Consider the following 23,210-nt stretch of genomic DNA (forward strand, 5'->3'; position numbering starts at 1 on the left):
GCAAGGGCGCCGGCGCACCGGGTCGGGGGATGCAGCTATCGACCGGTCGCGCCGGCATAGGTTCACCCTCCATGAATCTTAGCCTGCCGCGAATGGTTTACGCTGCACAAATTGCGCCCCGCCTGCCGCGTCAGCCAAACGGTGCTGGCGCAACCGCAGCAGGCGTCTATCGTTGCCAGACGCAGTCACGCCTTAGCCTGAGGACGCCGTCATGAACACCAGCGATTTACTCGAACAACTGCTGCGAGGCCAGGCCTCCGGTGGTCAACAAAGTGGTGCTGCTCCGGCCGGTGGCGGCCTTGGCGGTTTGCTCGGCGGATTGTTGGGCGGCGGTAGCGCTGCCGGCGGTGGTTCTTCTGCCGGTAGCGGCTTGGGCGGCTTGGGCGGTCTGGGTGGTTTGCTCGGCGGATTACTGGGCGGCGGCGCTGGTGGCTTGGGTGGCGCTTTGGGTGGCGGCACGCAGCGTCGTTCCGGCGGCACCAATTACGCGGCACTGGCGTCGCTTGGGATGATGGCTTATCAGGCGTATCAAGCCTGGCAGCGCAGCCAGGCCAGCGCCGCACCGCAGCAAGTGCCGCAAACGGCCGATCTGCTCGCCGGCCCGCAAGTTGAAGAACACAGCCACGCCGTGCTGCGCGCGTTGATTGCAGCGGCCAAGGCTGATGGCAGGATCGACGACTCGGAAAAACACCTGATCAGCAGCGAAATCGGGCGCCACACCGACGATCCGCAACTGCAGCAATGGCTCGACGCCGAAGTCGCCAAACCCCTCGACCCCGCCGAAGTCGCCCAAGCCGCGCACAATGACCCGGCGGTAGCCGCTGAAATGTACCTCGCCAGCGTCATGCTGGTGGACGACCAACAAGACGCCGAACGTAATTATCTGGACGAACTGGCGGCAGCGTTGCAGATCGATCCCGAGTTGCAAGTGCATCTGGAACAGCAGGCAAAAGGCACCGCCTGAGATCAAAGATCGCAGCCTGCGGCAGCTCCTACAGAGTTCCGCGTTTCCCCATGGCATTTGGGCGACTGTGCGCTGTGGGACGCCATTTCGTTTGAGGAGATCGCAGGTTCGGGCAGATTTTTATAGTTGGAATGCGTGCTCTCTGTAGGAGCTGCCGCAGGCTGCGATCTTTTGACGTTGATCTTCAAAGCCAAATCGCATCCCACAACGGATAGTCGCCCAAACGCTGGACTAAACCGGCTCGCAAAGGATTCATAACGATATAACGCGCAGCGCTTTTGAGATCTTCATCGCGGCGCAGCGCTCGATCGTAGTAGCCCCGTTGCCACAACCGCACCTGACTACGGCACTTAAGATTGATCGAACGACAACTTCTCGATTTGATTCGACACATCAACTCTGCCAAGGAGCCTTGTTGGAGTTCTACCAACCAATGCAGATGGTCCGGCATCACGACCCAAGCCAGCGACGTAACTAATCCCGCTTCCTCAGCCTGTCTTAATTGTTCGACCAATAAGCGCCCGATACGCCAATCCGAAAATGCAGGCTGACGTTGATCTGTAACCGCTGTCAGCAAGTAAACGCGTCCAACCTCGGAATATCGGCCTTTGCGAAGGCGACAGTTGCTTGCGGCTTCGGGCATCCATTGCCTCCAGAAATCCATTGTCTCTGAACCTTAGCGACTAACAGAAACCCCGCGAATCCGACCCATTGCACGATGTAACTGTAGGAGCTGCCGAAGGCTGCGATCTTTTGATCTTGCGCTTAAAAAGATCAAAAGATCGCAGCCTTCGGCAGCTCCTACAGGGGATTGCGTCCGCGGGCAGATTGTTGCTGAAACATCCGTCCGTCCGGGCAATTTTCACCTCGATTGAATTTTTCGCGGGCCAGATCGCTCTGGTGTTGTAGAGGCGTGTTGAATCAACGTCCTGCCAACCGACCGAGAATCTTGCCATGACTGTCCTGACTCGCCTGCAATCGACGCCGGCTCATCCTCAATTCGTCAATGCCGAAGGTAGCGTGCGGCGGGTTTATCAGACGCTGTTGCACGATGAAAATCCGTCGGCGCTGGCCCGATCGTTTCTGCACGAACACCTGCAACGTGCGGAAAATCTGCCGGAAGAACTCCCACGGGATCCATCGTCGTGGCACGACTGGGTGGCTGCCCACTCTGCTGATGTCGCCCGGCAATATTCCGATTACCTGCAACAACGCAAGGCCGGCGGGCCACGGCAGTTTTTCAGCACCAAGGCGCACGCGCTGTATTTCCTACAAGCGGTGGCGCCGACCAAACTGGTCGACGGCGCCTGGCTGTACGGCCTGTTGCAGCACTGGCGCGATCCGCGTTTCGACGGCTTGCTGTGCACTTATCTGGAAGAACTTGGCGACGGCAATCCTGCGCAGAACCACGTGGTGATCTACCGCAAACTCCTCGCCGAACACGGTTTGCAGGACAGCAGCGCGATTGCCGACGAGCGCTATCTGCAAGGTGCGCTGCAACTCGCGCTAGGTGTTTGTGGCGATGAGTTTTTGCCCGAGGCGATCGGCTACAACCTTGGCTATGAACAACTGCCATTGCATTTGCTCATCAGTAGCTATGAGCTGAGCGAACTGGGCATCGATCCCTACTACTTCACCCTGCACGTGACCATCGACAACGCCAGCACCGGCCACGCGCAAAAAGCCGTGCAGGCAGTGCTGGATCTGCTGCCGCTGGAGGCTGATCGCGAAGATTTCTTGCGTCGGGTTTCCCTCGGTTATCGCCTCAACGATCTGGGGCAGGGCAGTCGCGCGATCATCGAGGCCTTCGATCTGGAGCACGAACTGCTGGCGATGCTTGAGCGTAAACGTCCGTTCGGCCAGCACATGCATTCCGATTACTGCCGCTTCGAAGGCCAGACCGTCAATCAATGGCTGGCCACACCGGAGCAATTGCCGGGTTTTCTGCAAGCCATGCAAGACAAAGCCTGGATCAAGCGCAATGAAGATCCGCAAGCCAGCCGTTTCTGGCAGTTGATTGAAGGCGACGGCGCGGCGATGTTCGGCGTGTTCAGCCCCTACGAGAAACGCCTGCTGCACGATTGGATCGCCGGGAATTGGTCGCCTGCGCAACCGCCCAGTGCCGCCCGCCGCCATAGCCAGGTCGCACCGCCGCTGGAGGTGCCGGAGCAGGATCCCGATGTGCAGCAGCTAAACGAAGCACTGCAAGGCCTGGACGGTCACGCACAGATCGCGGCGCTGATCCCGTGGCTCGCTCCGGCCCGCCATGCGCACCCGGCCGGCCTGCTCGCCACGCGGCGTTTTATCGAACTCAAATCCAGTCTGCGTTAAGGAAATCGTCAATGATCCAGGAAGACCAATTGTCCGCCAACGACCTCGCGCTGCTGCAACTGGGCCGGCGCTTGCAGGCCGATGGCTATCGGTTCATCACCCCGACCCCGCTGACCCACGAGCGCGTCAATCAGCGCGACGAAGGTGAGCCTGCCGAAACCCTGCGCGACGTGTTTGGCTGGTCGCGCCCATTCGAACCGGGGCTGCTGTCAGCCGACGAACAACGCCAATTGCACGAAGCCCAAATCATCGATACCTACGATGGCCGCCTCAAGAGCCGCGTCCGTTGGTCGAGCCTGGATGATCTGTTGTTCGTGCATTCAGGATTTCCGACCGATGCTGCCGACTCTGTGTTTTTCGGCCCCGACACCTATCGTTTTGCGCAACTGATTCATGCCCATTTGCAGCAGAGTTACGCGCCAGTCACGCGCGCGGTCGACATCGGCTGTGGCGCCGGGGTTGGCGCGATCCTGATCGCCCGCGCCCGCCGCGAGGCAGAAGTCTTCGCCGTGGATATCAACCCGGCCGCGCTGCGCCTGACCACTATCAACGCAGCGCTGGCCGAGGTGGCCAATGTCGAAGTGCAAACCAGCGATGTACTGCGCGGCGTCGACGGCGAATTCGATCTGATTGTTGCCAATCCGCCGTACATGGCCGACCCCGCCGGACGCGCCTATCGCCATGGCGGCGGCACACTCGGCGCCGGGCTGTCGCTGCGTATCGTCGAGCAGGCGCTCAATCACTTGGCGCCCGGCGGCTCGTTGCTGCTGTACACCGGGGTGGCGATGGTCGATGGCCGCGATCCGTTTATCGACACGGTGCTGCCGCGACTGGATGAAAAGCGCTTCGGCTGGACCTATCGCGAACTCGATCCCGACGTATTCGGCGAGGAACTGCTCAACCCCGGTTATCAACGGGTCGACCGGATTGCTGTGGTCGCGCTGACCGTGACCCGAATTGGCTGAAACAAGGCAGGTGCGCCATGAGCAGGAATCTCGACGACTACAACCGCATGCGCGATTTCTCGGCGACTTCCGAACCGGCGGCAGTCAAGCGCCGGGGCAAGAAAACCGCTGGCGAACATACCTTGCAGTTCTGCATCCAAAAGCACGACGCTTCGCACCTGCATTACGACTTTCGCCTGGAACTTGATGGCTCGCTGAAAAGTTGGGCTGTACCCAAAGGGCCGTCGCTCGATCCGAAAGTGAAGCGCCTCGCGGTGCACGTCGAAGACCATCCGCTGGATTACGCGACGTTCGAGGGCAGTATTCCCGAGGGGCATTACGGCGCCGGCGATGTAATCGTCTGGGATCGCGGCGTGTGGATCCCGCAAGAGGATCCAGAGGCGGCCTACGCCAAAGGCAAGCTCAAGTTCGAGCTACAAGGCGAGAAACTCGCCGGCCTGTGGAATCTGGTGCGCACGCACATGCCGGGCAAGAAACAGCAGTGGTTTCTGATCAAGCATCAGGACAGCGCCGCGCGCCCGCAAAGTGATTACGACGTGCTGGTAGCCGAGCCGGACAGCGTACTCAGCGAACGTACGCTGGTGGACAAACCCAAACTCAGCGCCAAACAGGTCAAGCCACTGAAAGCTAAGCCGGTCAAGGCGAAGAAGGTTGCTTCGGGCAAACTTACTGGCGCGCACAAGGCGAAAATTCCTGCGCAGTTGAAGCCAGAACTGGCCACGTTGGTAGATAGCGCGCCTGATGGCGACTGGAGCTACGAGATCAAGTTCGACGGCTACCGGATCATGGCGCGCATCGATCATGACCAAGTTCAGCTGTTCACGCGCAACGGCCATGACTGGACGCACAAATTGCCCAAACAGGCCGAGGCGCTCGCTGCGCTGGGGCTGGAATCGGCGTGGCTCGACGGTGAAATGATCGTTGCTGACGAGCAAGGCGTACCGGACTTTCAGGCACTGCAAAATGCCTTCGAAGTGGGCAGCAGCGCCAACATCATTTATTACCTGTTCGATCTGCCCTATTTGAACGGCGTTGATCTGCGCGAAGTGCCTGTAGAGGAGCGTCGAGCCGCGCTATCGACCGTTCTGAAAGCCCACGAAAATCCATTGCTGCGCTTCTCCGAAGCCTTCGACGAAACCCCCGAGGCGTTGCTCAATAGCGCTTGCCAGATGCAGATGGAAGGCCTGATCGGCAAACGTCTTGGCTCGCCTTATGTGTCGCGGCGCAGCGGTGACTGGATCAAGCTCAAGTGCAAACATCGCCAGGAATTCGTGGTGGTCGGCTACACCGACCCGAAAGGCGCGCGCAGTGCGTTCGGCGCGTTGTTGTTGGGGCTGCACGACCGCGACAGCGGTGAGTTGCGGTATGCCGGCAAGGTCGGCACGGGCTTCAGTGAATCGACATTGAAAAGCATCCTCGCGCAGCTCAAACCGTTGCAGGTGAAGCAATCCGCAGTGGTCAATCCGCCCAGCGGTTTCGAGGCCAAGGGCGTGCATTGGCTCAAGCCGAGTCTGTTGGCGGAAGTGGCGTTTGCCGAGATGACCAAGGACGGCTCGGTGCGTCATGCGGTGTTTCATGGTTTGCGCGATGACAAACCGGCCAAGGCCATCACTGAGGAGCGTGCGAAGCCTGTGAAAAAATCAGTGACGAAAACTGCCGGGAAACCCGTTGAGAAAAAGCCTGCCGACACCGCGCCGTCGCAGCTGGGTCTGGCCAGCGGCAAAGTGCGCATCACTCATCCGGATCGGGTAATCGACGCCAGCAGCGGCACGACCAAGATGCAATTGGCGGAGTATTACGCCAGCGTTGCCGAGTGGATTCTGCCGCAGCTCAAGGATCGTCCGGTGGCGCTGGTGCGTGCGCCGGATGGTATCGGCGGCGAATTGTTCTTTCAGAAAAATGCCGAAAACCTGGCAATACCCGGCATCAAGACGCTGGACAAAGACCTCACCGGCCAACCGATCATGCTCGTCAATAGCGCCGAAGCGCTGATCGGCGCGGTGCAGATGAGCACCGTCGAGCTGCACACCTGGAACGCCACCACGGTGGATCTGGACAAGCCCGATCGCTTCGTCCTTGATCTCGACCCGGATCCGGCTCTGCCATGGAAAAGCATGGTCGAAGCAACGGCGCTGACGCTGACCGTGCTCGATGAACTCGGTTTGAAGGCATTCCTCAAGACCAGCGGCGGCAAGGGTATTCATCTGGTGGTGCCGCTGACGCGCAAGCTCGGCTGGGATGAGGTCAAGGATTTCAGTCACGCGATCGTGACGCACATGGCCAAGTTGTTGCCGGAGCGCTTTTCAGCTGTCTCCGGGCCGAAAAATCGCGTCGGACGGATCTTTATCGATTACTTGCGCAACGGACTGGGCGCCACCACGATCTGCACTTACGCCGCGCGTACCCGCGAAGGCCTGCCGGTTTCTGTGCCGATTTTTCGAGAGGAGGTCGGGGAGATCAAGGGTGGCAATCAGTGGAACATCCACAATGTCCATGAGCGGCTGACGGAAGTCGGCGATGAGCCGTGGGCGGACTTGAAGAAGACCCGTCAAAGCATCACCGCCGAGATGCGCAAACGGGTCGGCATGAAAAAGTGATCAGGCGTCGCGCAGCAAGTCGTGGGAGTTGAGGAGGTCGAAGGCGATTTGCGGATTCTTGTCCAGACCACGGCGAATCGCAGCGGGAATTGACTGGCGAGTCTTGCGACACAGGCCGGGCAAATCATCAATTTGAATGGCGATGCCGCGCATGGTGCGCACTTCGTTGAAGCCCGGCGCAATGTCGACGCGAAGTCCCAACTGGTCGAAAATCTTGCGTTGCATATGTTTGAGATCGGCGAGATCTTTCAGGTTTTCCAGGCGATCAAGCAGAAGCTTTTCTTCCTGTCGCGTCAGCAACAGGATACGCAAATCCGCCCCGGGTGTTTCGAGCAATGGATCGCGCCCGCAAATGCAGGCGCCGGGCGGGCAGGGTGAGCGCAACTGAACAGGAATCGTCATGGCCTCCATCATAGAGGCCCTCCGACGATTTTGCCCATGGTCGCTCAACTGCCATCCATCGGAGTCGGGTGAGCACCGCACTCGACGTTGCAGGTTATTGCGACATTCCTTCGTAGTTCACCAGAATCGCGTTGGCCAAGTCTTCATCGCTGGCGTCGATGCCGGGATTTTCCTGACGCACCTGTTGCAGCACCGATTCCAGATACACGCCGCGAATAGCGCCGCCGCTGGCAACGAATGCGGACAAATCGTCACGCGCCGGAATCACCATTTTGTGATCCTTGAAGGTCGAATACAGCGATGCGGAAACACCTGCCGAGGTCGCGACATCTTTCGCATCGACGCGGGCCAGCGCCGAACCAAAGGGCAAACACAATACCAAGGATGAAACGAGCACTAAATGACGCATGACGGTGTTCCTCCAGCAACGTGAAGCGAAAAGGAATTACCACATAATGTGAGAGGCGCGCACCGGCCCGGAGTTCCGTTGCTTTGCGCTAGCGATAGACGGGGGAAAGTGCGACGCGGCGCACAGTCCTGAAGTTATTGCCGAGTATGACGACACACGTTGAGACGCTCTGGCGCGGCAGGCACGTGGAAATAGGCTTAACTGAAGCTCTGAAGCGCGCTGTGCCGCGTGACCCGGAGAAAAGCCACGTGTCGATCAAATTGCGTTTGATGTTGCTGATTGCAACCAGCCTGCTGACGGCGCTGATTGTCAGCCTGGTCAGCTACGTGGGGAATGTGCGGATGTCGGGCGCGGTCAGCGATAGCGCGGTAAGCATGAGCGCGCTGCGCAATCACCTCGAAGCCGACATGATGCACGACGCCCTGCGCGCCGATGTGTATTCGGCATTGCTGGTGGGCCTTGGTAAAAGCACGAGCAGCGCAGATGAGGTGCGCGCCTCGATTGGCGAACATGCTGCGCATTTTCGTGAGGTGCTTGGGGAGAATCTCAAGTTGCCGGTGAACCCGACGATCAAGTCTGCGCTGGACCAAATCAAGCCCAGCCTTGATACCTATATCAGCGCCGGCGAGCGAATCGTCGGCCTCGCGCTGGACGACCCGGATGCCGCGCAACAGCAACTCGGTACATTCAACAGCGCATTCAGCCAGCTCGAAGAACAGATGGCCGCACTCAGCGAGCTGATTGAAACCAACACCCAGCAAACCAGCCAAGGCACCGAAGCGGCGATCCGTAACGCCAACATTGCCCTCGGCGCGGTACTGATCGCCAGTCTGTTGCTGCTTTTGGCCCAAGGACGCTGGGTGATCCTGAGCATCATGGGTCCGCTGAAAACCGCCAGCCGGATTGCCGAAAGCATCGCCCACGGCAACCTCAGCGAACCGATCATCGAGCCGTCCGGCAAGGACGAGGCCAGTGCGCTGATCCGCACGCTGGCAACCATGCAGCACGATTTGCGCGAGATGATCGACGTGGTACGCCGCAACGCCCATGGCGTCAGCGGCATGAGCGAGCAACTCAGCCATGGCTGCCATCAAGTCGCCGACAGCAGCCAGCAACAAAGCGTCGCCGCCGGCACCATGGCCGCTGCCGCAACGCAGATGACCGTCAGCATCGAGGAAATTACCCGCCACGCCGAACGCGCGCTGGGCATGGCCAATCAGGCCGAATCACTGGCGAAGAATGGCGGCCAGGTGATCCATCAAGTGGTCAGCGACATGGACGACATCGCGCGCTCGGCGCAGCAGTCGGCGCAGGTGATTCGCACGCTGGATCAGGAGTCCGAAAACATCTTCAACATCATTCAAGTGATCAAAAGTATCGCCGATCAAACCAATCTGCTGGCACTCAACGCCGCCATCGAAGCGGCCCGTGCAGGCGAGCAGGGGCGCGGTTTCGCTGTGGTCGCCGATGAAGTGCGCAGCCTTGCCGCGCGCACCAGTGCGTCAACCCAAGAAATCGCGGCGATGGTCGCGCGCATTCAGAACAGCACCCGTGAAGCGGTGAGCAGCATGGAGGCGGGCGTGGCCCAGGTCGATAAAGGCATGGCCGTCACTGCGGACGTCGAACGCGCGATCCGTGAAATCCTCGACGCGACCCTCAGCACTACGCAACTAGTCAACGACATCACCCGCACCATTGGCGAACAGAGCCAGGCGAGCAATGAGATTGCGCATCAGGTGGAAATGATTGCCGGGATGTCGGAGGGAAACAGCAAGGTGATTGGCCAGACGGCGAACACCACGGATGAGTTGTCGAGCCTGGCGGGGCGACTGGCGCAGTCGGTGGATCGGTTTCGACTTTAAATTTGCAGTGTCTGAGTGGACGCCTTCGCGGGCAAGCCCGCTCCCACAGTGAACGCACGGAACACAAATCCGGAGTACGCCTTGTACCCTGTGGGAGCGGGCTTGCCCGCGAAGAGGCCAGTCAAAACACTATCGAGCTCGGGCCACAAGAAAAACCCAGCCGTATCTCACGCAAGAGGCCCAAAATTGTTTAGAACTTGAACGCCTGACGCCCCACCAACAACCATTTCCCATCCTGCTTCTGCCAGATCTGAAAGTTCTCGATCTCGGTCGGCACCACTTCAGTGCCTTTCAACGCCTGAGCCGAGAAGTGATGGCGTACAAGTGCGGTATCCCCGGAGAGAGTGATGGTCTGCTTCTGCATCTCTAGCGTCTTGAACGCGCTTCTACCGGTCTCGATGTCGGCAATGAATTCTTTCTTGCCCTGAATCTTGCCGCTGGAATGGCCGTAGGTAAGGTTTTCAGCGGTCAGTGCATTCAGTTCGGCGATGTCCTTGTGCAGCATCGCCTGGGTCAGGTGATCGACCGCTTGGGCGACATCCTTTTCTGCCGGGGCAGGGGCGGCGACGACATAGCCGCTGAAGACGCAGAAGAGGCCGAGCAGCAGTTTGCTTTTGTTCATGGGGATTCCTTGTTGTTGTAATGGTATCGAACTGGCTGAATTCGTCAGTCGTCGTACAACGTAGCAGATAATTCTTAGCCGAAGAAAGCCCTCAGGAACCAATCTGAAACTCTCCGGTCGCGAACAGACGCGCGGGTTTGCCATGTCGTGATATTCTTCGCGCCACTTGGTTTGACCTTATTCGGTTTGGCGCGTCTTTGGACGGGCCTGCGGAACCCCTGTCGCTCCAGTAGCTGAAGCCAATAATGATAAGAAGTCAGTTCAGAAGGGACATATAACTGAGGTCGATGCGGCATGTCGGCCTTGTGTGCCCACCCGTCAAAATTGAAGTGTGCCGGAATCTGCGACGCCAGCCTGAGCGTCATCAAAGCGGATCGCATGCTGATAACAGAGGCGGGCGGAAGGCGTTTTATCATAGGTGCTACAGATGTTTAAGAAAGTGAACACAGCCTTGCTAGGGCTGGCTCTGTCGATGGGGCTGTCGTCCGTGCATGCGGAAGAGGCAAAGAAAGTTGATGTACTGCTGATCGGCGGCGGCATCATGAGCACCACCCTGGGTGTGTGGATCAATGAGCTGGAGCCAAGCTGGTCGATGGAAATGGTCGAGCGCCTGGACGGCGTCGCCCTGGAAAGTTCCAACGGCTGGAACAACGCCGGTACCGGCCACTCCGCGCTGGCCGAGCTGAACTACACCCCGGAAGACGAGAACGGCAAAGTGTCGATCCCGAAAGCCGTCGAGATCAACGAAGCGTTCCAGATCTCCCGTCAGTTCTGGTCGTGGCAGGTTCAGCAGGGCGTTCTGAAGAACCCTCGCTCGTTCATCAACACCACTCCGCACATGAGCTTCGTGTGGGGCGATGACAACATCAAGTTCCTGAAAAAACGCTACGAGGCGCTGCAAGCGAGCCCGCTGTTCGCCGGCATGCAGTACTCCGAAGACCCGGCTGTCATCAAGAAGTGGGTCCCGCTGATGATGGAAGGGCGTGACCCGAACCAGAAAATCGCGGCCACCTGGAGTCCGCTGGGCACCGACATGAACTTCGGCGAAATCACCCGCCAGTTCGCCGGTTACCTGCAAACCAAGCCTAACTTCAGCTTGAAGCTGTCGAGCGAAGTGCAAGACATCACCAAGAATGCAGATGGCACCTGGCGCGTCAGCTACAAAAACCTGAAAGACGGCAGCAAAACCGAAACCGACGCCAAGTTCGTGTTCATCGGCGCGGGCGGCGGTGCACTGCACTTGCTGCAGAAGTCCGGCATTGAAGAAGCCAAGGAATACGCTGGCTTCCCGGTAGGTGGTTCGTTCCTCGTGACCGAAAACCCGACCATCGCTGAGCAGCACCTGGCCAAGGCCTACGGTAAAGCTTCGGTGGGCGCACCGCCGATGTCCGTTCCGCACCTGGACACCCGTGTCCTGGACGGCAAGCGCGTAATTCTGTTTGGCCCATTTGCGACCTTCAGCACCAAGTTCCTCAAGGAAGGCTCGTACCTGGACCTGCTGACCAGCACCACCACCCACAACATCTGGCCTATGACCAAGGTCGGCATCAAGGAATACCCGCTGGTCGAGTACCTTGCTGGTCAGTTGATGTTGTCGGATGAAGACCGTCTGAACGCGCTGAAGGAATACTTCCCGAACGCCAAAGCTGAAGACTGGCGCCTGTGGCAAGCCGGCCAACGCGTGCAAATCATCAAGCGTGATGAAGCCGCTGGTGGCGTGCTGAAACTGGGCACCGAGATCGTAGCCTCGAAAGACGGCTCGATTGCCGGCCTGCTGGGCGCATCGCCAGGCGCGTCGACCGCTGCACCGATCATGCTGACCGTGCTGCAGAAAGTCTTCAAAGACAAAGTCGCTTCGCCTGAGTGGCAAACCAAGCTGCACCAGATCGTTCCAAGCTACGGTACTCAGCTGAACAACGATCCAGCCAAAGTGGCTGAAGAGTGGGCTTACACCGCCAAGGTCCTGCAACTGCCAACCCCTCCGGTGATTGGTCAGGCTGCTGCCCCAGCGCCGGCTGCTGAAGCTGACAAGGCTAAAGCACCAAAAGAAAACGCTGCACGTGACATGGCTCTGTAATTTAGACGCCTGACACACAAAGCCCACTGCACCGGTAACGGTCAGTGGGCTTTTTTGTGGGCGGGATTCAGGCTTTGGCGCTGGCCAGATACGCGCCGAGTCGCTGCCCCATCTCCGCGCCCAAGGCTTGCAGGCCGCTCAGCGGGCGAACCATGACTTCGAACTCAACAATTTTCCCCTGATCGTTGAAGCGGATCATATCGATGCCCTTCAACTCTTTCCCCGCAACCTTGGCGCTGAATTCCAGCACCACATTCAAGCCATCCGCCGTCGCCAGTTCGCGGTGGTAGGCGAAATCTTCAAACACGTTGAACACCGTGTTGAGAATCATCGAGACCACCGGCGCGCCCGGATAAGGCGTATGCGCCATCGGTGAGCGGAATACAGCGTCCGGGTCAAGCAGATCGGGCAGGGCGCTCAGATCGCCAGTGCGGATCATCGAGTGCCAGCGGTTCAGCGATTCGGCAGCGTTGGGGTGCAGATCAAGTTGCGACATATTCCACTCCGGGACTGTTGTTGTTATTCGCGCGACGGCACTGACTTTAGATCAAAGTGCCGAGATGTGAATCTTCCCGACTGATTCTGAATGTCTGTTCATGCGTGAAACGATCTAGCGATCCGCTAGAAATCCATCTGATCTGCTTTTTCATCTTCAATCTGCACCTGTAACCATCTCAGCCACAGGTTCAAAATGCGCCTGCCTTTCGGCGACCCGCAGCGAACTTCATCCCGAAGCGCCCGGTGCGCCGGACATTCAGCATTCAGGAGGCCTTCATGGCTAAGATGGCGATTTTTCTCGGTGGGTTTCTGGTGTTGACCATTATGATCGGCGTTCTGGCGACCATCTCTCCGGTTTGACGTCCAGTCGGTGTGCTGCGCGGGTGCCTTATGCTCTAATCCGCGCCCCTGCCACCGTAAACGGACTTTTTCTTCATGGCCGAACAGCATATTCGCGCGCTCGCCCTGTGTGTCTTTCACCACCAGGGCAAGATTCTGGTTAATCAGTTTCGCGACCCGGTCAAACAGCAAACCTGCTATCGCCCGGTCGGTGGTGGTATTGAATTTGGTGAAACCAGTTCAGAGGCGGTCATCCGAGAAGTGCAGGAGGAGTTGGGTTTAGCGATAACCGATCTGCGCTTGTTGGGCACGCTTGAAAGCATCTTTGTCTATAACGGCAAACCGGGGCACGAGATTGTGCAGGTGTACGACGCAGCATTCGCCGATGCAGGCGTTTATAAGCTAGCGCAGATCGACGGCCATGAAAGCGACGGTTCACCCTTCACCGCCAGTTGGCATGACAGCTCAAGTTTCAGCGAGCAGTCGCCATTGGTGCCTGTTGGGCTGTATGCGCTGCTGAAGCAAGCTGCGCTACTTGATTGACTGATTCAAAAAATCCCCGATCCACTGCAAATACTGCGTCCGCTCCGAAATCGAGTTGTGCCCCGAATCCGCCACGACTTTCAGCGTGGCCACCCCCTTGGGAAAACTCTCCAACAAGCGCTCGCTGCTGAGCCGTGGGATCACTTCATCCTCGCTCGCCACCAGCAATAACGTCGGCACGCTGATGTGCGCCGCGTACTTGCCCGACTGGTAGCGATCCTTGAGCAGCCACTTCACCGGCAACCATGGGTAATATCCGGCGGCGATTTCCTCAAGGCTGTTGTACGGCGTGACCAGAATCAACTGCGTCGCCGGTCGCTGACTGGCTAGCCGCACCGCAACGCCGGAACCGAGGCTGCGTCCGATCAGCGCGACTTGCGGATGGCTGGCGTAGACCTGATCGAACAGCGCCAGCGCATCCTCGGCAATCGCTTCTTCCGATGGCGCCCCCTCGCTGCCGCCAAAACCCCGGTAATGCAGAAAATACAGCGCGTAACCGGGAAACGCCTCGGCGAACTCCGGCAGATTGCGCGACACGTCTTCGGCATTGCCGCCGAAATAGATCAGCGCCTTCGACCCGACTTGCTCGCGCACGGTCACGCGGATCTGCGCATCCTGCATCGCCAACGTCAGCCGCGAGTCCGGTGAATCGACGGCTGCGGGCTGGGGGAAGTAGATCAGCGAGCGCTGAAACACGAACAGCGCCAAGCACAGCACCAGGTAAATGCCGACGATCAATGCGACGAGTGACATCAGGGTTTTTGACATTCGACTAACTTTAACCGGGCGCGCAGATTGGCTGCCGCAGTGTAGACCACCGACTTCCCCGGTTTGCGCCAAAACACAGGGTGCAACAGATCCGCCGAGCAAGGGCGCCAGCATGAACCACAATGAGGGTTATTCCCGTCGCCGATTGCTCACGCTGGCTGCCGGGGTTTCGGCTGTTTTCACCTTTGACCGAGCGCTGGCCAACGCCACGCCGCCCAGCGCTACAGGAGCTCAGACCATGCAGACCCGCGCCATCCCTTCAAGCTCCGAGTCGCTTCCGCTCGTGGGGTTGGGCACCTATCGCGGCTTCGACGTCGCCCCCGGCGATCCGGCCTACAAGCAACTGCCGGCCGTGCTCGACGAACTGTTCAGGAAGGGCGGCACTGTGATTGATAGCTCGCCGATGTATGGCCGCGCCGAAGAAACCACCGGGGAAATGCTGTCGATCCACGAACCGCGCTCGCCGGCGTTTCTGGCGACCAAGGTCTGGACTCGCGGGCGCAAGGAGGGCATTGCGCAGATGGAGCAGTCATTTCGCCTGTTACGCACCGAGCGTATCGATCTGATGCAGATCCACAATCTGTTGGACTGGCAGGCCCATCTGCCAACCCTGCGCGAATGGAAAGAGCAGGGGCGCATCCGCTACATCGGCATCACCCATTACACGTCCACGGCTTATGACGAAGTCGAGGCCGTGTTGAAAGCCGAGCAAGTGGATTTCCTGCAAATCAACTACGCCCTCGATGATCGTGCCGTCGAGAAACGCATCCTGCCGTTATGCCGCGAGCTTGGCGTCGCGGTGATCTGCAATCGGCCGTTCGGTGGCGGTGAATTGCTCGCGCGGTTCAAGGGCCAGCCGCTGCCGGCGTGGGCTTCCGATGTGCAGGTCAACAGTTGGCCACAACTGGCCCTGAAGTTTTTGCTGGCACACCCGGCGGTGACTTGCGTCATTCCCGGCACCGGCAACCCGCGTTACATGGCGGACAACGCCAAGGCCGGGTTCGGCCCAATGCTTACCGATGCGCAGCGGCATCAGTTGATTGCGCTGCTCGGCTAAGTCGCAGGCGCGGCGCTGCTCTGGCGGATGGTCAGCTCGAATGGCAGCACGCGTTGCCGCTCGTCCAGCGGTTTGCCTTCGATCAACGTGATGAGCATGTGTACCGCCATCTCGCCGAACATCTCGGCGGGTTGGGCGATGGTCGTTAGCGGCGGGTCACAGTAGGCGGCGAACGGAATGTCATCGAAGCCCACCAGCGACACGTCTTCGGGCACACGCAAACCGAGTTGGCGAATGCGTCGCAGCGCGCCGATGGCCATTTCATCGTTTTCGCAGAACAGCGCGGTAGGGCGCTCACTCATCGCCAACATCGCCGCCGCGCCTTCATCGCCGGCCTTGAGGCTGAAATCGCCGTGGGCGATCAATGTCGGGTCGCACGGGATGCCTGCGCCACGCAAGGCATCTTCATATCCGGCCACCCGGTCTTGCGTCAGCGGGCTGCTCTGCGGGCCTTTGATCAAGCCGATACGGCGGTGGCCGAGGGCGATCAAATGTTCGGTCATGGCTCTGGCAGCAGCGCGGTTATCGAGGCTGATGGTCGGATGGCGGGTGTCTTTCAATACTTCGCAAGCGTTGACCAGCGGCGGCGTGTCGACACCCGGCGCCAAGTCGTGGAAGGGATCGCTGGCACGCAACTGGATTACGCCATCGGCTTGATGGGCGTAAACCAGTTCGGCGAACTCGCGTTCGATGGATTCGCTGCCCTGGGTGTCGCACAGCAGCAGTCGGTAGCCCGCTGCCTGCGCCGCTTGCTGCGCGCCGCTGATCACCCGGGCGAAAAAGATGTTGGCGATGGCCGGCACCAGAATCACCAGGTTGCCGGTCTTGCGTGAGCGGAATTGCACAGCCATCAGGTTCGGCCGATAGCCGGCCTGTTGCACGGCTGCGTTGACCTTGTCGCGGGTCTCGGGCAAGACCCGTTCCGGCGAGCGCAGGGTGCGCGACACCGTGGCGACCGAAACCCCGGCCAGGCGCGCCACTTCGCGGATGTTCGACACGGTCACCTCGTTGACGGAAATGCAGGTCGCGAGCTTACCTCAGCGCCGGCTTGGCACAAACTGCCAGACGGTGTTTGACAGCGGTGATCGTCGAGCCTAGATTTGCGCCATGATGTAACCGGTTACATCTCCTGTAAACCCGGGACTTGCTCCCCGAACAGAGAAGCGTCGCGATGCACACGGCAAGCAGAATAAGGATGGGATTTGTCGGCGGTGGTGCCGGCGCATTTATCGGTCAGGCGCACCGTCAGGCGGCTGGTCTCGATGGGCATTTCGAACTGGTGTGCGGCGCATTCAGCCGCGACCCGCAGAACAATCTTGAGACCGGCGCAGCGCTGGGGCTATCCGAAGCGCGCTGTTACGGCGACTGGCAGCAATTGCTGGAACGCGAAAGCGCCTTGCCTGCCGAGCAGCGCATGCAACTGTTGGTCATTGTCACGCCGAATCACTTGCACGCACCGATTGCTGCTGAGGCACTGCGCGCCGGGTTCCACGTGTTTTCGGAAAAACCGGCGGCGCTGAGCCTGGCTGAATTGTTCGAGTTACAAAAGGTAATTACCAGCAGCGGCCAGCTCTACGGCCTCGCCCACACTTACCTCGGTTACCCGATGGTCTGGCAGGCCCGGGAGATGGTGCGCAATGGCGTAATCGGCAAAGTGCGCAAAGTCATCGTCGAGTACCCGCAAGGCTGGCTCAGCCGCGATGTGGCGGGAGAAGGCAACAAACAAGCCGAATGGCGTGATCGTCCGGAGTTCTCGGGGCCGGGCGGCTGCATCGGCGACATCGGCACCCACGCTTTTTCGTTGGCGGAATTTGTCGCCGACCAATCCATCGAACACATCTGCGTCAGCCTCGGCGTGCATATCCCCGGCCGCCAACTGGATGACGACGCGGCGATGCTGCTCAAACTGGCGAATGGCGCCAGCGGCGTGCTGATCGCCAGCCAGGTCTGTGCGGGGGAAGAAAACCCGCTGAAGATCCGCGTCTACGGCGACAAGGGTGGCCTGGAATGGCGCCAGGAAGAGCCATCAAGCCTGATCCACCGCTCCCTCGACCAACCGCTGCAAATCCTGCGCTCGGGTATCGGCCAGCCGTGGCTGTGCGAGGCCGCGCTGCAACGCATGCGTCTGCCGGCCGGTCATCCCGAAGGTTATCTGGAGGCGATGGCCAACCTCTACAACGATTTTGCCCGCGCCATCCGCAATCACACTAGCGGTCACGACGCCCCCGGCGTACCCGGCATCAACGTCGGCCTGCGTGGCATGGCGTTCATCGAAGCGGCGGTGGCCAACCATCGCGGCGACGCCAAGTGGACGGCGATCACCCCATGAATCTGGAGACATCTGTCATGCAGCAAGCTCAACCAGGCCTGCGCGGCCCCGGGATCTTCCTCGCCCAGTTCATCGCCGACGAAGCGCCGTTCGATACCCTGAGCAACATTGCTCATTGGGCCGCATCCCAAGGCTACAAGGCGATTCAGTTGCCGACCTTGGGCACACGCTATATCGACTTGGCGCTCGCCGCCGAATCTCAGGATTACTGCGACGAATTGAACGCCGTGTGCGCCAAGGCCGGTGTGCAAATCAGCGAACTCTCGACGCACCTGCAAGGCCAGTTGGTGGCGGTGCACCCGGCGTTTGATGCGCTGTTCGACGACTTCGCCCCTGAGCATGTGCGCGGCCAGCCGCAGGCGCGCACCGAGTGGGCCATCGAGCAATTGAAACTCGCCGCACGCGCCAGCCAGCGTCTGGGCTTGAGTGCGCACGCGACGTTTTCCGGCGCCTTGCTGTGGCCCTACATGTACCCGTGGCCGCAGCGCCCGGCGGGGCTGGTCGAGGAAGGTTTTGCTGAACTCGGCCGCCGCTGGTTGCCGATTCTCGACGCCTTCGATGCGGCAGGTGTGGATCTGTGTTTCGAAATCCATCCGGGCGAAGACCTGCACGACGGCGCCTCGTTCGAGCGATTCCTGGAGGCGGTTAATCAGCATCCGCGCGCGACGATTCTTTACGACCCGAGCCATTTGCTGCTGCAACAGATGGACTATCTGGGTTTCATCGATCGCTACCACGCACGCATCCGCATGTTCCACGTCAAGGACGCCGAGTTCCGCCCGGACGCACGCTCCGGGGTTTATGGCGGTTATCAGAGCTGGGTTGATCGGCCGGGGCGCTTCCGTTCGCTGGGCGACGGGCAGATCGATTTCAAGGCGATTTTCAGCAAATTCACCCAGTACGGTTACGACGGCTGGGCGGTGCTCGAGTGGGAATGCTGCCTGAAAGATTCGGTGCAAGGCGCCGCTGAAGGTGCGGCGTTTATCGAGCGGCACATGATCAGCAAAGCCACCAAGGCGTTCGACGATTTCGCCGGGGTGACCTCCGACCTGCAATCCAACCGGCGCCTGCTCGGCCTGAGCGAACGCTGAAAAAACTGCACCACGGTTAGCCACAACAAAAATAAAACGGTGACTGAAATGACCACGATGAATGCACGCCTGAGCGTGATGATGTTTTTGCAGTTCTTTATCTGGGGCGGCTGGTTCGTGACCCTCGGCACCTTTCTGGCGAGCAATCTGGGGGCCAGTGGCGGACAGATCGGAATGGCGTTTTCCACCCAGTCGTGGGGCGCGATCATCGCGCCATTCGTGATCGGCCTGATCGCTGACCGCTGGTTCAACGCCGAACGCATCCTCGCCGTGTTGCACCTGCTGGGCGCCGTGCTGTTGTACCGCCTGTATAGCGCGACGGATTTCGCGGCGTTTTATCCGTTCGTGCTGGCGTACATGGTCATCTACATGCCGACCTTGGCGCTGGTGAACTCGGTGGCGTTCCGGCAGATGCGCGATCCGGCGCTGGAGTTTTCGCGGATTCGCGTGTGGGGCACGGTCGGCTGGATCGTGGCCGGGCTGGTGATCAGTTTCGGGTTTGCCTGGGATTCGAGCGCGTCCATCGCCTCTGGCGGGTTGCGCAATACGTTCCTGATGGCGGCGATTGCCTCGCTGTTGCTCGGCCTTTACAGCTTTTCGCTGCCAGCCACTGCGCCGCTGAAGCGCGAGTCCGCCAATGTCGGGATCAAGCAGTTGCTGGGGCTGGATGCGTTGGGTCTGCTCAAGGATCGCAGCTATCTGGTGTTCTTCATCGCCTCGATCCTGATCTGCATTCCGTTGGCGTTCTACTACCAGAATGCCAACCCGTTTCTGGCTGAAATCGGCATGACCAACCCGACCGCAAAAATGGCCATCGGGCAGGTGTCAGAAGTGCTGTTCATGTTGCTGTTGCCGCTGTTCATCCAGCGCTTCGGCATCAAGTTGACGCTGCTGGTGGGGATGCTGGCGTGGGCGCTGCGCTATGCACTGTTCGCCTACGGCAACAATGGCGATCTGGCGTTCATGCTGTTTACCGGCATCGCGCTGCACGGCATCTGCTATGACTTCTTCTTCGTTTCGGGGCAGATCTATACCGATGCGAAGGCTTCCGAGCGTTTCCGCAGTTCGGCGCAAGGCCTGATTACCTTGGCGACTTATGGCGTTGGCATGTTGATCGGTTTCTGGGTGGCGGGGCAGGTGACCGATCACTACGCAACGGCGGGTGTACACGACTGGCGCAGCATCTGGATGTTCCCGGCCGGATTTGCCCTCGCAGTGTTTGCCTGTTTTCTGCTCGCGTTCAATGGTCGGCAAACGGTGGCGGCACAGCCATCCAACGGCTGAAAAGCTTCAACCGCGATAACGCAACGCCTCAAGCAACAACGCGAAAGCCGGCGCCGCCTGGCGTCGGCTCGGGTAATACAGGTGATAGCCGGAAAATGCGGGGCACCAGTCTTCCAGTACTTGCACCAGACTTCCGTCGGCCAGATGCGTTGCAACCAGGTTTTCCGGGATGTAGCTCAGGCCGAAACCATCGAGCGCCGCATCGAGCAGCGGGTACACACCGCTCAGGGTGATCTGCCCGGAGACCCGCACCTTGAGGCTTTCACCGTCCTTCTCGAACTCCCAGGTGTAGAGGCCGCCATTGGTCGGCAGGCGCAGATTGTTGCAAGCGTGATCGGTCAAGTCCCTTGGGGTTTCCGGTACTGGGCGGTTTTTGAAATAGCCTGGCGAGCCAACCACCGCCATGCGCATGTCCGGGCCGATGCGGGTGGCGATCATGCCTTGCGCCACGTCTTCGCCGAGCCGCACGCCAGCATCGAAACCCTGCCCGGCGATGTCGACGAAACCGTAATCGCAACAGACCTCGACGGCGATGTCCGGGTATTGCGGGAGGAACTCTTTCAGCACCGGACGCAACAGCCAATCCAGCGAATGGTCAGTGGCGCTGATGCGGATCCGCCCGGCCGGGGTCTCGCGCAGGCTGCTCAGCGCCGCCAGCTCCAGCTCGATCTCTTCGAAACGCGGGCCGACGGTTTGCAGCAAATGTTCGCCAGCGTCGGTGGGGGAAACGCTGCGCGTGGTGCGCGTCAACAGCCGCATGCCCAAGCGTGCTTCAAGCGCGCGAATGGTGTGGCTGAGCGCCGACTGCGAAACGCCGAGTTTGGCTGCGGCTTTGGTGAAACTGCGTTCACGCGCCACGGCGAGGAAAGCGAGCAAGTCACTGGCATTTTCACGAAGCATTGATGAGTGTCCTGCATAAGTTTTTTCGAATTTTAGTCGATTATCTGCAGAGTACGGCTGGGTACAGTGATGACTGTCTTTATTGGAGAACATCACCATGAATCCGATTGCCGCTTCTGCGTTGACCCTGTCCTTGCTCGCTGCCGACGTTCAGGCCAACGACACGTCGCGTGTCACCGTCACACCCAATGGTTCTCAGCCTTCGGCACGTGGCCCGGCTGATTGGTTCACTGGCACGGTGCGGGTTGATGCGCCGTTCAAAGGGACCGATGCCGCGCGGGTCAGCGGCGCTACCGTGACCTTCGAGCCGGGCGCGCGTACGGCGTGGCATACGCATCCGTTGGGGCAGACGTTGATTGTCACTTCGGGAGCGGGATTCGTGCAGGAGTGGGGGCAGGACGTGCGGGTGATTCGGCCGGGGGATACGGTGTGGATTGCACCGGGTGTGAAGCATTGGCATGGGGCTGCGTCGACGACAGCGATGACCCACATCGCCATCGCCGAAGCGCTTGATGGCAGCGTGGTGGAATGGATGGAGCAGGTGAGCGACGCGCAATATTCGCCTGCCGACTAAGCGGGGTTTGGCGCAATCACAGGTTGCAATCACCGAGATCGCCATTGAAATCTGAATGGCGCCTCGGCTGAGCTACTCCCGTTACGCCGTTTACGAAACATAATGTTTCAATTGCTTGAGCCTCCCGCGTACCGGGTCTCTCCGGGCTACTGCGCAACTTCTTGCGCAGTTCAGGCGAGCTATCATTGCCCGGCTCATTCGCTGCCGCTCGCATAGCGCCTTCATGCTTGATTGGCACGCTTGGGTTTTATGGAAGATCTACCTCACCCCAAGGAGCAACAGTAGATGTTCAGTCCGGCCAACCAAGCTCATTTCAGTCTGACCATCGATGATTTTAAACACGATCTTCAAGTGCTTTCGTTCACCGGCACCGAGGGCATCAGCCAGCCGTATCGCTTCGACCTCGAACTGGTCAGCGAAAACCCCGATCTGGACCTGGAAAAACTCCTGCACAAGCAGGCGTTCCTGGCCCTCGATCCGCAGGGCTCGGGCATCCACGGCCAGATCTATCGCGTCGCCCAAGGCGATGCCGGCAAGCGCCTGACCCGCTACAAAGTCTCGCTGGTGCCGCAACTGCAATACCTGCATCACCGCACCAACCAGCGCATCTACCAGCAGATGTCGGCGCCGAAAATCATCGCGCTGATCCTCGACGAACACGGGATCAAGGGCAACGCCTACAGCTTTCAATTGAGCCAGCCGTGCCCGGATCGCGACTACTGCGTGCAGTACGACGAAACCGACCTGCATTTCGTCCAGCGCCTGTGTGAAGAAGAGGGCATTCACTACCACTTCCAGCACAGCGACAAAGGTCATCTGCTGGTGTTCGGCGACGACCAGACCGTATTCCAGAAACTCGGCCAGCCGACCGCGTACGTGCAAGGCAGTGGCATGGTCGCCGACGAACCGGTGATCAAAAGCTTCAAACTGCGCCTGGAAACGCGCACCGGCCGCGTCACCCGCCGCGACTACGACTTCGAAAAACCGCGCCTGCAAATGGAAGCGGCGTACAAACCGGAAGCCGCGGCTGAAGGCGAAAGCACTGAGCCGGATCTGGAAGACTACGACTACCCCGGCCGCTTCATCGACCGCGCGCGCGGCAAATTCCTTAGCCAACGCGCCCTCGAACGCCACCGTGCCGACTACCGACGGGCCGAAGGTCGCGGCGACCAGACCAAACTGGTCAGCGGCCACTTCATGGAACTGTCCGACCACCCGCGCAGCGAGTGGAACGACCTGTGGCTGCTCACGGAAATCTTCCACGAAGGCAAACAGCCGCAAGTCCTCGAAGAATCGGTGACCAGCGACACCACCGACAACAAAGATGACTTCCACCAGGGCTACCGCAACACCTTCCTCGCCACCCCGTGGGACGTGTTCTACCGCCCGGCGCTGGAACACCCGAAACCGCGCGTGCTCGGCAGCCAGACCGCCCACGTCACCGGCCCCAAAGGCGAAGAAATCCACTGCGACCAGTACGGCCGCATCAAAGTCCAGTTCCACTGGGACCGCGAAGGCCTGGCCGACGACAAAACCAGCTGCTGGCTACGCGTCTCCAGCTCCTGGGCCGGCGACCGCTACGGCGCCATCAGCATCCC

At 59.8% G+C, this 23,210-nt stretch carries 22 protein-coding genes and 1 pseudogene; 14 read left to right on the forward strand and 9 right to left on the reverse strand.

Annotated features, from left to right (window positions below):
• Positions 1–211 precede the first annotated feature (211 nt).
• Entirely contained in the window at positions 212–964 is a 753-nt protein-coding gene (locus ACP7BN_RS25360) for a tellurite resistance TerB family protein (RefSeq protein ID WP_426206567.1), read from the forward strand.
• Positions 965–1,148: 184 nt separating this feature from the next.
• On the opposite strand, the gene ACP7BN_RS25365 is transcribed toward ACP7BN_RS25360, so the two are convergent.
• Positions 1,149–1,607, reverse strand: coding sequence for an REP-associated tyrosine transposase (locus ACP7BN_RS25365; RefSeq protein WP_426206568.1), 459 nt, complete (start codon positions 1,605–1,607; stop codon positions 1,149–1,151).
• 311 nt (positions 1,608–1,918) lie between these two features.
• On the opposite strand from ACP7BN_RS25365, the gene ACP7BN_RS25370 reads away from it, so the two are divergent.
• From ACP7BN_RS25370 to ligD, 3 genes are read left to right on the forward strand one after another with little or no spacing between them, the layout of a single operon-like run.
• Positions 1,919–3,295 (forward strand): iron-containing redox enzyme family protein, encoded by a 1,377-nt coding sequence (locus ACP7BN_RS25370; RefSeq protein ID WP_426206569.1) that lies wholly within the window; start codon positions 1,919–1,921, stop codon positions 3,293–3,295.
• A gap of 11 nt (positions 3,296–3,306) precedes the next feature.
• Positions 3,307–4,260 carry a methyltransferase gene (locus ACP7BN_RS25375; protein WP_420649478.1) on the forward strand — a complete coding sequence of 318 codons (954 nt, stop codon included), beginning with the start codon at positions 3,307–3,309 and terminating at the stop codon, positions 4,258–4,260.
• Positions 4,261–4,277: 17 nt separating this feature from the next.
• Positions 4,278–6,857 carry a DNA ligase D gene (gene ligD, locus ACP7BN_RS25380; RefSeq protein WP_426206570.1) on the forward strand — a complete coding sequence of 860 codons (2,580 nt, stop codon included), beginning with the start codon at positions 4,278–4,280 and terminating at the stop codon, positions 6,855–6,857.
• Here the strand turns inward: ligD and ACP7BN_RS25385 are convergent, their stop codons facing one another.
• Both ACP7BN_RS25385 and ACP7BN_RS25390 read right to left on the reverse strand, forming a co-directional pair.
• A complete protein-coding gene (locus ACP7BN_RS25385; RefSeq protein ID WP_426206585.1) occupies positions 6,858–7,271 on the reverse strand; it encodes a hypothetical protein in 414 nt (137 codons plus the stop codon).
• 82 nt (positions 7,272–7,353) lie between these two features.
• Positions 7,354–7,668 carry a DUF2388 domain-containing protein gene (locus ACP7BN_RS25390; RefSeq protein WP_420649476.1) on the reverse strand — a complete coding sequence of 105 codons (315 nt, stop codon included), beginning with the start codon at positions 7,666–7,668 and terminating at the stop codon, positions 7,354–7,356.
• A gap of 146 nt (positions 7,669–7,814) precedes the next feature.
• On the opposite strand from ACP7BN_RS25390, the pseudogene ACP7BN_RS25395 reads away from it, so the two are divergent.
• Both ACP7BN_RS25395 and ACP7BN_RS25400 read left to right on the forward strand, forming a co-directional pair.
• Positions 7,815–8,675: pseudogene (locus ACP7BN_RS25395) on the forward strand (MCP four helix bundle domain-containing protein); the annotation flags it as partial.
• Positions 8,676–8,804: 129 nt separating this feature from the next.
• A complete protein-coding gene (locus ACP7BN_RS25400) occupies positions 8,805–9,530 on the forward strand; it encodes a methyl-accepting chemotaxis protein (protein WP_426206586.1) in 726 nt (241 codons plus the stop codon).
• Positions 9,531–9,720: 190 nt separating this feature from the next.
• On the opposite strand, the gene ACP7BN_RS25405 is transcribed toward ACP7BN_RS25400, so the two are convergent.
• Complete coding sequence (locus ACP7BN_RS25405; protein ID WP_426206571.1) at positions 9,721–10,152, reverse strand: nuclear transport factor 2 family protein; 432 nt, start codon at positions 10,150–10,152, stop codon at positions 9,721–9,723.
• A gap of 427 nt (positions 10,153–10,579) precedes the next feature.
• Between ACP7BN_RS25405 and mqo the strand changes: the two genes are divergently transcribed.
• A complete protein-coding gene (gene mqo, locus ACP7BN_RS25410) occupies positions 10,580–12,229 on the forward strand; it encodes a malate dehydrogenase (quinone) (RefSeq protein ID WP_426206572.1) in 1,650 nt (549 codons plus the stop codon).
• A gap of 67 nt (positions 12,230–12,296) precedes the next feature.
• Here mqo and ACP7BN_RS25415 read toward each other — a convergent pair whose 3' ends face one another.
• Both ACP7BN_RS25415 and ACP7BN_RS25420 read right to left on the reverse strand, forming a co-directional pair.
• Positions 12,297–12,725: a nuclear transport factor 2 family protein gene (locus ACP7BN_RS25415; RefSeq protein WP_426206573.1), complete on the reverse strand. Its 429-nt coding sequence runs from the start codon at positions 12,723–12,725 to the stop codon at positions 12,297–12,299.
• 125 nt (positions 12,726–12,850) lie between these two features.
• Entirely contained in the window at positions 12,851–13,177 is a 327-nt protein-coding gene (locus ACP7BN_RS25420; RefSeq protein ID WP_426206574.1) for a hypothetical protein, read from the reverse strand.
• On the opposite strand from ACP7BN_RS25420, the gene ACP7BN_RS25425 reads away from it, so the two are divergent.
• Positions 13,163–13,609 carry an NUDIX hydrolase gene (locus ACP7BN_RS25425; protein WP_426206575.1) on the forward strand — a complete coding sequence of 149 codons (447 nt, stop codon included), beginning with the start codon at positions 13,163–13,165 and terminating at the stop codon, positions 13,607–13,609. The genes ACP7BN_RS25420 and ACP7BN_RS25425 overlap by 15 nt on opposite strands.
• On the opposite strand, the gene ACP7BN_RS25430 is transcribed toward ACP7BN_RS25425, so the two are convergent.
• A complete protein-coding gene (locus tag ACP7BN_RS25430; protein ID WP_426206576.1) occupies positions 13,598–14,377 on the reverse strand; it encodes an alpha/beta hydrolase in 780 nt (259 codons plus the stop codon). The two genes, ACP7BN_RS25425 and ACP7BN_RS25430, sit on opposite strands and share 12 nt — an antisense overlap.
• Before the next feature lie 112 nt (positions 14,378–14,489).
• On the opposite strand from ACP7BN_RS25430, the gene ACP7BN_RS25435 reads away from it, so the two are divergent.
• Complete coding sequence (locus tag ACP7BN_RS25435) at positions 14,490–15,434, forward strand: aldo/keto reductase (RefSeq protein WP_426206577.1); 945 nt, start codon at positions 14,490–14,492, stop codon at positions 15,432–15,434.
• On the opposite strand, the gene ACP7BN_RS25440 is transcribed toward ACP7BN_RS25435, so the two are convergent.
• On the reverse strand, positions 15,431–16,432 hold the full coding sequence (locus tag ACP7BN_RS25440) for a LacI family DNA-binding transcriptional regulator (RefSeq protein WP_426206578.1): 1,002 nt from the start codon (positions 16,430–16,432) through the stop codon (positions 15,431–15,433). The two genes, ACP7BN_RS25435 and ACP7BN_RS25440, sit on opposite strands and share 4 nt — an antisense overlap.
• 197 nt (positions 16,433–16,629) lie before the next feature.
• Between ACP7BN_RS25440 and ACP7BN_RS25445 the strand changes: the two genes are divergently transcribed.
• The 3 genes from ACP7BN_RS25445 to ACP7BN_RS25455 are packed head-to-tail and all read left to right on the forward strand — an operon-like array spanning position 16,630 to position 20,138.
• A complete protein-coding gene (locus tag ACP7BN_RS25445; RefSeq protein WP_426206579.1) occupies positions 16,630–17,763 on the forward strand; it encodes a Gfo/Idh/MocA family protein in 1,134 nt (377 codons plus the stop codon).
• Positions 17,760–18,854, forward strand: a complete 1,095-nt coding sequence (locus tag ACP7BN_RS25450) for a sugar phosphate isomerase/epimerase family protein (protein ID WP_426206580.1) — start codon at positions 17,760–17,762, stop codon at positions 18,852–18,854. The genes ACP7BN_RS25445 and ACP7BN_RS25450 overlap by 4 nt, the downstream gene beginning before the upstream one ends.
• A 48-nt stretch (positions 18,855–18,902) precedes the next feature.
• Positions 18,903–20,138 carry a nucleoside permease gene (locus ACP7BN_RS25455; protein ID WP_426206581.1) on the forward strand — a complete coding sequence of 412 codons (1,236 nt, stop codon included), beginning with the start codon at positions 18,903–18,905 and terminating at the stop codon, positions 20,136–20,138.
• A gap of 6 nt (positions 20,139–20,144) precedes the next feature.
• On the opposite strand, the gene ACP7BN_RS25460 is transcribed toward ACP7BN_RS25455, so the two are convergent.
• Positions 20,145–21,038 (reverse strand): LysR family transcriptional regulator, encoded by an 894-nt coding sequence (locus ACP7BN_RS25460; protein WP_426206582.1) that lies wholly within the window; start codon positions 21,036–21,038, stop codon positions 20,145–20,147.
• Positions 21,039–21,135: 97 nt separating this feature from the next.
• Between ACP7BN_RS25460 and ACP7BN_RS25465 the strand changes: the two genes are divergently transcribed.
• On the forward strand, positions 21,136–21,612 hold the full coding sequence (locus tag ACP7BN_RS25465; protein WP_426206583.1) for a (R)-mandelonitrile lyase: 477 nt from the start codon (positions 21,136–21,138) through the stop codon (positions 21,610–21,612).
• Positions 21,613–21,897: 285 nt separating this feature from the next.
• Positions 21,898–23,210: type VI secretion system tip protein TssI/VgrG (gene tssI, locus ACP7BN_RS25470; protein ID WP_426206584.1), on the forward strand; the 1,313-nt coding region annotated here is incomplete at its 3' end.

Origin of the sequence: Pseudomonas sp. TWP3-1 (assembly GCF_049896625.1) — a bacterium.
GTDB lineage: Bacteria > Pseudomonadota > Gammaproteobacteria > Pseudomonadales > Pseudomonadaceae > Aquipseudomonas.

Excerpts from the sequence above, each read along its gene's own strand:
- ACP7BN_RS25385 (WP_426206585.1), bottom strand. The coding sequence starts at position 7,271 with ATGATGGAGGCCATGACGATTCCTGTTCAGTTGCGCTCACCCTGCCCG.
- ACP7BN_RS25430 (WP_426206576.1), bottom strand. The coding sequence starts at position 14,377 with ATGTCAAAAACCCTGATGTCACTCGTCGCATTGATCGTCGGCATTTAC.
- ACP7BN_RS25375 (WP_420649478.1), top strand. The coding sequence starts at position 3,307 with ATGATCCAGGAAGACCAATTGTCCGCCAACGACCTCGCGCTGCTGCAA.
- ligD (WP_426206570.1), top strand. The coding sequence starts at position 4,278 with ATGAGCAGGAATCTCGACGACTACAACCGCATGCGCGATTTCTCGGCG.
- ACP7BN_RS25390 (WP_420649476.1), bottom strand. The coding sequence starts at position 7,668 with ATGCGTCATTTAGTGCTCGTTTCATCCTTGGTATTGTGTTTGCCCTTT.
- ACP7BN_RS25365 (WP_426206568.1), bottom strand. The coding sequence starts at position 1,607 with ATGCCCGAAGCCGCAAGCAACTGTCGCCTTCGCAAAGGCCGATATTCC.
- ACP7BN_RS25370 (WP_426206569.1), top strand. The coding sequence starts at position 1,919 with ATGACTGTCCTGACTCGCCTGCAATCGACGCCGGCTCATCCTCAATTC.
- ACP7BN_RS25445 (WP_426206579.1), top strand. The coding sequence starts at position 16,630 with ATGGGATTTGTCGGCGGTGGTGCCGGCGCATTTATCGGTCAGGCGCAC.
- ACP7BN_RS25425 (WP_426206575.1), top strand. The coding sequence starts at position 13,163 with ATGGCCGAACAGCATATTCGCGCGCTCGCCCTGTGTGTCTTTCACCAC.
- ACP7BN_RS25455 (WP_426206581.1), top strand. The coding sequence starts at position 18,903 with ATGACCACGATGAATGCACGCCTGAGCGTGATGATGTTTTTGCAGTTC.
- ACP7BN_RS25360 (WP_426206567.1), top strand. The coding sequence starts at position 212 with ATGAACACCAGCGATTTACTCGAACAACTGCTGCGAGGCCAGGCCTCC.
- ACP7BN_RS25465 (WP_426206583.1), top strand. The coding sequence starts at position 21,136 with ATGAATCCGATTGCCGCTTCTGCGTTGACCCTGTCCTTGCTCGCTGCC.
- ACP7BN_RS25420 (WP_426206574.1), bottom strand. The coding sequence starts at position 13,177 with ATGCTGTTCGGCCATGAAGAAAAAGTCCGTTTACGGTGGCAGGGGCGC.
- ACP7BN_RS25405 (WP_426206571.1), bottom strand. The coding sequence starts at position 10,152 with ATGAACAAAAGCAAACTGCTGCTCGGCCTCTTCTGCGTCTTCAGCGGC.
- ACP7BN_RS25435 (WP_426206577.1), top strand. The coding sequence starts at position 14,490 with ATGAACCACAATGAGGGTTATTCCCGTCGCCGATTGCTCACGCTGGCT.
- ACP7BN_RS25450 (WP_426206580.1), top strand. The coding sequence starts at position 17,760 with ATGAATCTGGAGACATCTGTCATGCAGCAAGCTCAACCAGGCCTGCGC.
- ACP7BN_RS25415 (WP_426206573.1), bottom strand. The coding sequence starts at position 12,725 with ATGTCGCAACTTGATCTGCACCCCAACGCTGCCGAATCGCTGAACCGC.
- mqo (WP_426206572.1), top strand. The coding sequence starts at position 10,580 with ATGTTTAAGAAAGTGAACACAGCCTTGCTAGGGCTGGCTCTGTCGATG.
- ACP7BN_RS25460 (WP_426206582.1), bottom strand. The coding sequence starts at position 21,038 with ATGCTTCGTGAAAATGCCAGTGACTTGCTCGCTTTCCTCGCCGTGGCG.
- ACP7BN_RS25400 (WP_426206586.1), top strand. The coding sequence starts at position 8,805 with ATGGCCGCTGCCGCAACGCAGATGACCGTCAGCATCGAGGAAATTACC.